The sequence below is a fragment of the Acinetobacter sp. SwsAc2 genome, assembly GCF_013391465.1.
Lineage (GTDB): Bacteria > Pseudomonadota > Gammaproteobacteria > Pseudomonadales > Moraxellaceae > Acinetobacter > Acinetobacter johnsonii.
In genome coordinates this window covers 1-7,713 of the sequence record NZ_JACBEZ010000059.1, presented here as the reverse complement: position 1 = coordinate 7,713, position 7,713 = coordinate 1, and the positions used below count along the sequence as shown (strand labels likewise).

The following is a 7,713-nucleotide window of genomic DNA, read 5'->3' as shown; positions in this document are numbered from 1 at the left end:
ACGTTTGATAATTTTTGAATATCTTTGAATTTCATCCAAGGATTATCCCTTGAATTAAATAATTTTGCTGATTAATTTAAGATCAAATAAATTGTACGTTTTTTGATTTATGACGGAAGTCTATTATTTAATCGTGTATCAGCATACAAGAGTTCTGCAATACTGAAGAGTTGATGGTGTAAGCATAGAGTTCCTATTTATGCTGCTCACCGAAGAAAGAAATAATGCAGAATCAGCATATTAACTTGAGCTGCTGTGGAGATGTAGTCCTAAGGCGGTATTTGTACCCAATTAATAAAAAATTGCACAAGTTGTACTCGAGTCTGCAAAAACTACAACTCAGAACGTGTGTAAAAGTTTTCAGATTTGACAAAGATAGGCAGGGCAAAGTTTGGCTTTGCTATTTTTGTATGATGTAAAAGGAAATGAAAGAATGTTAAATAAGAAAACTGCATTATTGTCTCTAGCGCTTTTAGGTTCAGCATTTGCCATCGTGGGCTGTAGCTCAAGTGAAACCAGTACTGCACCAGAGTCCGCTCAAGTGACCACTGCACCAGATGCAACTGCAACCGTTGAGGGAAGTGCTGGAGTCGAGGTTCAAGCAGATCCTGCGGCTCAGATTGAACCCATCCAATCTACACCTGCGACAACACAACAATAAAGCTTAAAAGAGAACTTCTCTTACATTCGCTTTGTTAAAGACCTTCACAGGATGCCGTGAAGGTCTTTTTTTTAAGGGTAAATAATTAGAAGCTGTTCAGCCGTGTTATTTCATCAGTCTGATGTACGATGACGATTTTATCGTTCTTGACGTGAGTTATCCCAACCTTTGTTTTGATCGCGGCGTTGATCATCGGGACGTTGCTTACGATCCTTATGGGATTGTTTGCGTCGATCTTCAGTCCGTTGATGCTCTTGCTCACGACGTTTGCGTTCGGCATTTTGTCGTTGCTGACGCTCAGCATCATAACGTTTACGTTCTTGGTTTAATCGCTCTTGATCACGCTTTTTCTGTTGCCAGTCGTGATGACGTTGGTTAGCGATCCGTTTGCGCTCAGCTTCAATACGTTGCCGTTCTTGTTCGCGGTTTTGGCGTTCCCATTCAGCATGTCTTTGGCGGTTTCGGTCTGCTTCGCGACGTTCGCGTTCGATACGGTTTTGTCGTTGTTGGTATTCCCAACGTTGGCGTTCTCGTTCACGTTCATAGCGATCATGTTGGTCGTAGCGTCGATCATCATAATCATAGCGGTGGTCGTAGCGTCCGTCATAATAGCCATCCTCGGGAAAAGCCACACAACCAACAAACAAGGTGCTGATGAGCGAGAGGAATATTATTTTTTTAGTCATGGCAGGTCTCCTTCATAAAACGGAGTAGCAAAACACTCCTAAATCGGCATAAAAATTGTCAATGACAAGCTCTTAAAAGAAGATTAGCGTATAGGGCGTATTGCTATGTATCTTGATGTGAAGACTTATATAAGAGAATGGTCACATAAGTGATGATCATGTAGAGAATATGAAGAACGATAAAAGGATATTATTGATATGGGCGTGTTGAATCAAACTTTACAACAATGGATGGAACAAGGCCAAGGCACTGCGGCACGTATGATTGATCGCTTACCGACAGTAGCACAAGAAGGCCTGGTGAAAGCACTAGGTTATCCTCACCAGTTTGAACAACTGGACCCCTTTATTAAATGCTTAATGGCGGCTCAATATAAGCAAGGCAAATCGGGCTTTATTTTTGAAGACTACCACCGTTCGCGTAAATTGTTTGATCATCAAATTCAAATGTTGACCGCCAAACCCAGCACGGTAAAACAAGTGGAGGATTTACGTCTACCTTTACAAAGTGGAACTGTGTTTGCGCGGCATTATCATCCTGCACCGAATAAGAAACTTCCGATGCTGGTGTTTTATCATGGCGGCGGCTTCGTGGTCGGCAGTCTCGACAGTCATGATGAAGTCTGTCGCTTACTGGCGATCCATGCCAAAGTGCAGGTGCTCAGTATTGATTATCCTTTGGCGCCAGAAGTTGGCCCGAATTTATTAATTCAATCTTGTGAAGATGCTTTGGCTTGGGTCTATCAAAACCGTCGTCAGTTCAAAATTTTGAAAAATCGAATTGCGGTGGCTGGCGATAGTGCCGGTGGTAATATCAGTGCCGTGGTGGCGCAGCGAACTGCTGCAAAAGCTTATGCGCCAAGTGCACAACTGTTAATTTACCCCGTGGTCGATTTCAAAAGTCGCCATCCATCGTTCTTTGCTTATAAAGATGGACTGACCTTAACGGGGCAAGATGTCGATAGAGTGACGTCGTTGTATGCTGAACAACATCAGGTAGCTCTGGATGATCCTATTGTTTCGCCGACTTATGGTGTATTAAAAAGTGTCGCACCCGCTTTTGTCATCACCGCAGGTCATGATTTATTGCATGATGAAGGTGAAATTTATGCCATCAAATTAAAGCAGCAGAGCAATAAGGTTTATTATCAGAATTATCTAGATCAACCCCATGGGTTTGTGAACTTCACCATCATTTCTCGTCGGGCAAAAAAAATTACCATAGAAATGGCAAAGAATTTTAGAAAATTTTGGGATAAGAATGCCAAATAAAAAAGCATGGATTTTAAAAAGAATGTTTCACGTGGAACATTCTTTTTTTATTTAGAGCGGATTTTGGCTTCTGGAAAAACGAGCTGAAAACTCGGGACATAAAAACTTTGTAGAGCCTTGGCTTGGCCAAAGTCTGGGAAGAGGGTGGTATGGTTTTGCCATTCAAATTTTTTCAGTTTTATTAGCTTTGCGCGAAACTGTGGAGAAAACTCATAGCGTTGACCTTGCCATGCTTGTTGTATTTTGAGCATGGAACGTGGAATGTGATGACTATTAATATAAAACGGACGTGCCTTTTTGCATTGGGTGAGTGTTAAACACAGGGTTTGGTCTTGAGTGCTGAGTTGACATTGTGTTGTTTCGTGCTGCGTATGCCAGTCAAACTGAGCGAACTCTTTCGGAATGCCCCAAAGTTGTTGACCATGTTCAACTGAAATCTGTGTAGACACATAAATTTTAGGAATCGAGCTTAATCGCCGTTTGCTCAGTAAAGGGTGGTCGAGCAAAAGCAGTTCATCATAAGGTCCAACAGGGGATTGATGATAACGCACCAACATGACTTGAACCACACGACCAATCGGGGACGGGGCGATACGAAACGCTTTATATTGTCGGATAAATTGCGGACTGATCCAATAATTCAAAATAAAGGCTTCACCTTGTAAATGCCAAGGTGGAAATTGACTCAATTGAGACAGGGCTAAAGCTTCATTCATCGTTATTCTCGTTTTCTTAGAAGAAGTAGTGTTTTATTTATCCATTGGAGCGTAAAACCTCGGGGTTTAGCCCGAGGATATAAGCGAGTGGCGTAAGCCATTAATGCGGTGTTTGCTGTTGTTGAATATATTGTTTAACAATTCCAATTGGCGCACCGCCACATGAAGCAGCGAAGTAACTAGGCGACCACAAAGCACTGCCCCATAGCTTGTTTTTAATTTCAGGGTGTTTGGTTCTTACAATGCGACTTGAAGCACCCTTTAAACTATTCACTAAGCTAGAAATTGCTATTTTAGGTCGATAATTCACAAGCAAATGAACATGATCGTGTTCACCATCAAACTCTACCAACTCGGCTTCAAAGTCTAAGCAGATACGCTCAAACACTTCACGCATTGTTTCAAGCATTGCTTTGGTAAAAACATCTCTACGGTATTTAGCCACAAAGACTAAATGTACATGCATATTAAAAACACAGTGGCGACCTGTTCTAATCTCTTGACTATTGCTCATAGACCAAATATATTTTAATCATGAAAACACTTAAGTTACGCATAAAAGACAAACATTACAAGGTACTAGACCAACTCGCATTGGAAGTAAATTTTGTTTGGAATTATGTGAATGATTTAGGATTTAAACATCTAAAAAGAAAAGGTGAATTTCTTTCAGCTTACGATATTGCTAAATACACGAAAGGCACATCTAAAGAATGCAATCTGCATAGTCAAACTGTTCAAGCGATAACAGAAGAATTGGTTACTCGAAGAAAGCAGTTTAAAAAAGCAAAGCTAAAATGGCGGGTGAGTAATAAGAAGTCTGCAAGACGTTCTTTGGGTTGGATACCCTTCAAAAAGGTTGCAATCAAATATGCTGATGGCTACGTGCAGTATGGCAAGCATCAATTCAAGCTATGGGATAGCTATGGACTATCAAAATACAACGTCAAAACAGGCTCATTTGTAGAAGACAGTCGTGGACGTTGGTATGTTTGTTTAGTTGTTGATAAGACAAAACAAGTTAAATCAAAGGGTAATACCTCAATCGGTATGGATTTGGGCTTAAAAGACCTTGTAACCTGTTCAGATGGCGTAAAGCTCAAAGCCCCTCAAATCTATCGGCAATACGAACAAAAACTTGGCATTGCTCAACGTGCTAGAAATAAAAAGCGTGTTAAAGCGATTCATGCCAAGATTAGAAACATACGTCAAAATACGCTACATCAATTCAGTCATAAATTGGTGAATAAACATGCAGCCATCTTCGTTGGTAATGTGAATGCAAAGGCATTAGCACGGACTAAACTAGCGAAGTCTGTATTAGATGCAAGTTGGACAACACTTAGAACCATGCTCAAGTATAAATGCGAGAACGCAAGTGTATGGTATAAAGAAGTCAATGAAGCCTATACCACCCAAACTTGTTCGAGCTGTGGCTCACGCTGTAGTAGTCCGAAAGGTAGAACGGGACTTGGAATAAGAGAATGGCAGTGCATGGAATGCGGTACATTCCATGATAGGGATATAAATTCCGCACTGAATATTCTTGCGCTCGGACATGAGCGTCTAGCAGTAGGAATCCCCGTCCTTTAGGTCGCGGAGGATGTCAAACTGAACGATTAATATACCGAAATCTAATAACATCTGAATGCTGTGAGTAAAGAAATGTTAAAGAAGAGTTTAGTTGCAGTGGCGGCTACATGTATGAGTATGGCGGTCATGGCAAATAACACGATTGTTGAAATGAAAACATCAATGGGCAACATCGAAATTGAACTGTTTAATGATAAAGCACCTATCTCAGCAAAAAACTTTGAAGACTATACGAAAGCTAAGTTTTATAACGGCACGATCTTTCATCGCGTCATTCCGGGTTTCATGGTACAAGGCGGGGGTATGACTGCGGACCTTGTAGAAAAGCCAACTCGACCAGCCATTCAAAATGAATCAAGCAATGGTCTATCTAATAAACGTGGCACTTTGGCGATGGCACGAACCAACCTACCGCATTCTGCAACCAGTCAGTTCTTTATTAATGTGGTGGATAATAACTTTCTAGATAGAAGTACCAATAACGCAGGTTATGCGGTTTTTGGTCAGGTCACTAAAGGTATGGATGTGGTGGATAAGATCACTAAAGTACCGACAGGACGTGCAGGGCCACATCAAGATGTACCGAAACAACCTGTTAAAATTCTCAGTGTGAATATTAAAGCAGCAGCAGTGCAAAAGTAATGAAAAAAGAGAGCAGAAATATTAAATTTATATTTCTGCTTTAAAATTATTAGGTTAGGTGTGTGACTGCATGTTTTTGAACCTTTTTAGTGCATAAAAATACAACACCCGATAAAACAACCAGTTAAAAGCACTTGCAAAGCTTTAGAAATCCTCTAGAATGCACCCCATACCGACGAGATAGACGGAAACGAACGAAGCACGAAGTGCTGAGTTGTTGAGTATATTGAGTCCAGCTTCTAGCACTGACGAGGTGTTAGAAAGATCATTAAGAGATTATGAAGAACAACTTGTGTGGATTTTTACTGATTGATCGATCGAAAATATTTCATTGATTGATGGTAAAAATTACTCGAAGTTTATTTGAGAAATATTTGTCAGAAAATTGATGAGCCAAGATTTGTAGCCATAAGCTACTAATGATTTTAACTGAAGAGTTTGATCATGGCTCAGATTGAACGCTGGCGGCAGGCTTAACACATGCAAGTCGAGCGGGGAAGGGTAGCTTGCTACCTGACCTAGCGGCGGACGGGTGAGTAATGCTTAGGAATCTGCCTATTAGTGGGGGACAACATTCCGAAAGGAATGCTAATACCGCATACGCCCTACGGGGGAAAGCAGGGGATCTTCGGACCTTGCGCTAATAGATGAGCCTAAGTCAGATTAGCTAGTTGGTGGGGTAAAGGCCTACCAAGGCGACGATCTGTAGCGGGTCTGAGAGGATGATCCGCCACACTGGGACTGAGACACGGCCCAGACTCCTACGGGAGGCAGCAGTGGGGAATATTGGACAATGGGCGAAAGCCTGATCCAGCCATGCCGCGTGTGTGAAGAAGGCCTTTTGGTTGTAAAGCACTTTAAGCGAGGAGGAGGCTACTTGGATTAATACTCTAGGATAGTGGACGTTACTCGCAGAATAAGCACCGGCTAACTCTGTGCCAGCAGCCGCGGTAATACAGAGGGTGCGAGCGTTAATCGGATTTACTGGGCGTAAAGCGTGCGTAGGCGGCTTTTTAAGTCGGATGTGAAATCCCTGAGCTTAACTTAGGAATTGCATTCGATACTGGGAAGCTAGAGTATGGGAGAGGATGGTAGAATTCCAGGTGTAGCGGTGAAATGCGTAGAGATCTGGAGGAATACCGATGGCGAAGGCAGCCATCTGGCCTAATACTGACGCTGAGGTACGAAAGCATGGGGAGCAAACAGGATTAGATACCCTGGTAGTCCATGCCGTAAACGATGTCTACTAGCCGTTGGGGCCTTTGAGGCTTTAGTGGCGCAGCTAACGCGATAAGTAGACCGCCTGGGGAGTACGGTCGCAAGACTAAAACTCAAATGAATTGACGGGGGCCCGCACAAGCGGTGGAGCATGTGGTTTAATTCGATGCAACGCGAAGAACCTTACCTGGTCTTGACATAGTAAGAACTTTCCAGAGATGGATTGGTGCCTTCGGGAACTTACATACAGGTGCTGCATGGCTGTCGTCAGCTCGTGTCGTGAGATGTTGGGTTAAGTCCCGCAACGAGCGCAACCCTTTTCCTTATTTGCCAGCGGGTTAAGCCGGGAACTTTAAGGATACTGCCAGTGACAAACTGGAGGAAGGCGGGGACGACGTCAAGTCATCATGGCCCTTACGACCAGGGCTACACACGTGCTACAATGGTCGGTACAAAGGGTTGCTACCTAGCGATAGGATGCTAATCTCAAAAAGCCGATCGTAGTCCGGATTGGAGTCTGCAACTCGACTCCATGAAGTCGGAATCGCTAGTAATCGCGGATCAGAATGCCGCGGTGAATACGTTCCCGGGCCTTGTACACACCGCCCGTCACACCATGGGAATTTGTTGCACCAGAAGTAGGTAGTCTAACCGCAAGGAGGACGCTTACCACGGTGTGGCCGATGACTGGGGTGAAGTCGTAACAAGGTAGCCGTAGGGGAACCTGCGGCTGGATCACCTCCTTAACGAAAGATTGACGATTGGTAAGAATCCACAACAAGTTGTTCTTCATGACGATGTATCTGAGGGTCTGTAGCTCAGTTGGTTAGAGCACACGCTTGATAAGCGTGGGGTCACAAGTTCAAGTCTTGTCAGACCCACCAAATCTGACTAACAAGCATTGTTAAATGCTGAATACAGAAAA

General features: G+C 43.0%; 7 protein-coding genes, 1 tRNA gene and 1 rRNA gene. 6 read left to right on the top strand and 3 right to left on the bottom strand.

Annotated features, from left to right (window positions below; genetic code table 11):
* The first annotated feature begins 433 nt into the window (after positions 1-433).
* Positions 434-661 carry a hypothetical protein gene (locus tag HYI04_RS16345; RefSeq protein ID WP_114837304.1) on the top strand — a complete coding sequence of 76 codons (228 nt, stop codon included), beginning with the start codon at positions 434-436 and terminating at the stop codon, positions 659-661.
* A gap of 137 nt (positions 662-798) precedes the next feature.
* On the opposite strand, the gene HYI04_RS16340 is transcribed toward HYI04_RS16345, so the two are convergent.
* Positions 799-1,347, bottom strand: a complete 549-nt coding sequence (locus HYI04_RS16340) for a hypothetical protein (protein ID WP_114837305.1) — start codon at positions 1,345-1,347, stop codon at positions 799-801.
* Between the two features lie 198 nt (positions 1,348-1,545).
* Here HYI04_RS16340 and HYI04_RS16335 point away from each other — a divergent pair, with 198 nt between their 5' ends.
* The gene (locus tag HYI04_RS16335) at positions 1,546-2,619 is read left to right on the top strand and encodes an alpha/beta hydrolase (RefSeq protein ID WP_126034728.1); all 1,074 of its coding nucleotides are present in this window, start codon (positions 1,546-1,548) and stop codon (positions 2,617-2,619) included.
* Between the two features lie 47 nt (positions 2,620-2,666).
* Here the strand turns inward: HYI04_RS16335 and HYI04_RS16330 are convergent, their stop codons facing one another.
* Together HYI04_RS16330 and tnpA are read right to left on the bottom strand one after the other, a co-directional pair.
* Positions 2,667-3,335, bottom strand: coding sequence for an acetoacetate decarboxylase family protein (locus tag HYI04_RS16330; protein WP_178896398.1), 669 nt, complete (start codon positions 3,333-3,335; stop codon positions 2,667-2,669).
* 100 nt (positions 3,336-3,435) lie between these two features.
* The gene (gene tnpA, locus HYI04_RS16325; RefSeq protein ID WP_178896397.1) at positions 3,436-3,849 is read right to left on the bottom strand and encodes an IS200/IS605 family transposase; all 414 of its coding nucleotides are present in this window, start codon (positions 3,847-3,849) and stop codon (positions 3,436-3,438) included.
* Between the two features lie 20 nt (positions 3,850-3,869).
* Here tnpA and HYI04_RS16320 point away from each other — a divergent pair, with 20 nt between their 5' ends.
* The 4 genes from HYI04_RS16320 to HYI04_RS16305 all read left to right on the top strand — a co-directional run bounded on the left by HYI04_RS16320 (position 3,870) and on the right by HYI04_RS16305 (position 7,672).
* On the top strand, positions 3,870-4,928 hold the full coding sequence (locus HYI04_RS16320; RefSeq protein WP_178896396.1) for an RNA-guided endonuclease TnpB family protein: 1,059 nt from the start codon (positions 3,870-3,872) through the stop codon (positions 4,926-4,928).
* 72 nt (positions 4,929-5,000) lie between these two features.
* Positions 5,001-5,570, top strand: coding sequence for a peptidylprolyl isomerase (locus tag HYI04_RS16315; RefSeq protein WP_005402030.1), 570 nt, complete (start codon positions 5,001-5,003; stop codon positions 5,568-5,570).
* A 426-nt stretch (positions 5,571-5,996) separates the two neighbouring features.
* Positions 5,997-7,534, top strand: a 16S ribosomal RNA gene (locus HYI04_RS16310).
* 61 nt (positions 7,535-7,595) lie between these two features.
* Positions 7,596-7,672: transfer RNA gene (locus tag HYI04_RS16305), tRNA-Ile, on the top strand.
* The last annotated feature ends 41 nt before the right edge of the window (positions 7,673-7,713 follow it).

What these genes read in the sequence shown, in the direction of transcription:
- HYI04_RS16345 (WP_114837304.1), top strand. Translation starts at nt 434, where the DNA reads ATGTTAAATAAGAAAACTGCATTATTGTCTCTAGCGCTTTTAGGTTCA.
- HYI04_RS16340 (WP_114837305.1), bottom strand. Translation starts at nt 1,347, where the DNA reads ATGACTAAAAAAATAATATTCCTCTCGCTCATCAGCACCTTGTTTGTT.
- HYI04_RS16335 (WP_126034728.1), top strand. Translation starts at nt 1,546, where the DNA reads ATGGGCGTGTTGAATCAAACTTTACAACAATGGATGGAACAAGGCCAA.
- HYI04_RS16330 (WP_178896398.1), bottom strand. Translation starts at nt 3,335, where the DNA reads ATGAATGAAGCTTTAGCCCTGTCTCAATTGAGTCAATTTCCACCTTGG.
- tnpA (WP_178896397.1), bottom strand. Translation starts at nt 3,849, where the DNA reads ATGAGCAATAGTCAAGAGATTAGAACAGGTCGCCACTGTGTTTTTAAT.
- HYI04_RS16320 (WP_178896396.1), top strand. Translation starts at nt 3,870, where the DNA reads ATGAAAACACTTAAGTTACGCATAAAAGACAAACATTACAAGGTACTA.
- HYI04_RS16315 (WP_005402030.1), top strand. Translation starts at nt 5,001, where the DNA reads ATGTTAAAGAAGAGTTTAGTTGCAGTGGCGGCTACATGTATGAGTATG.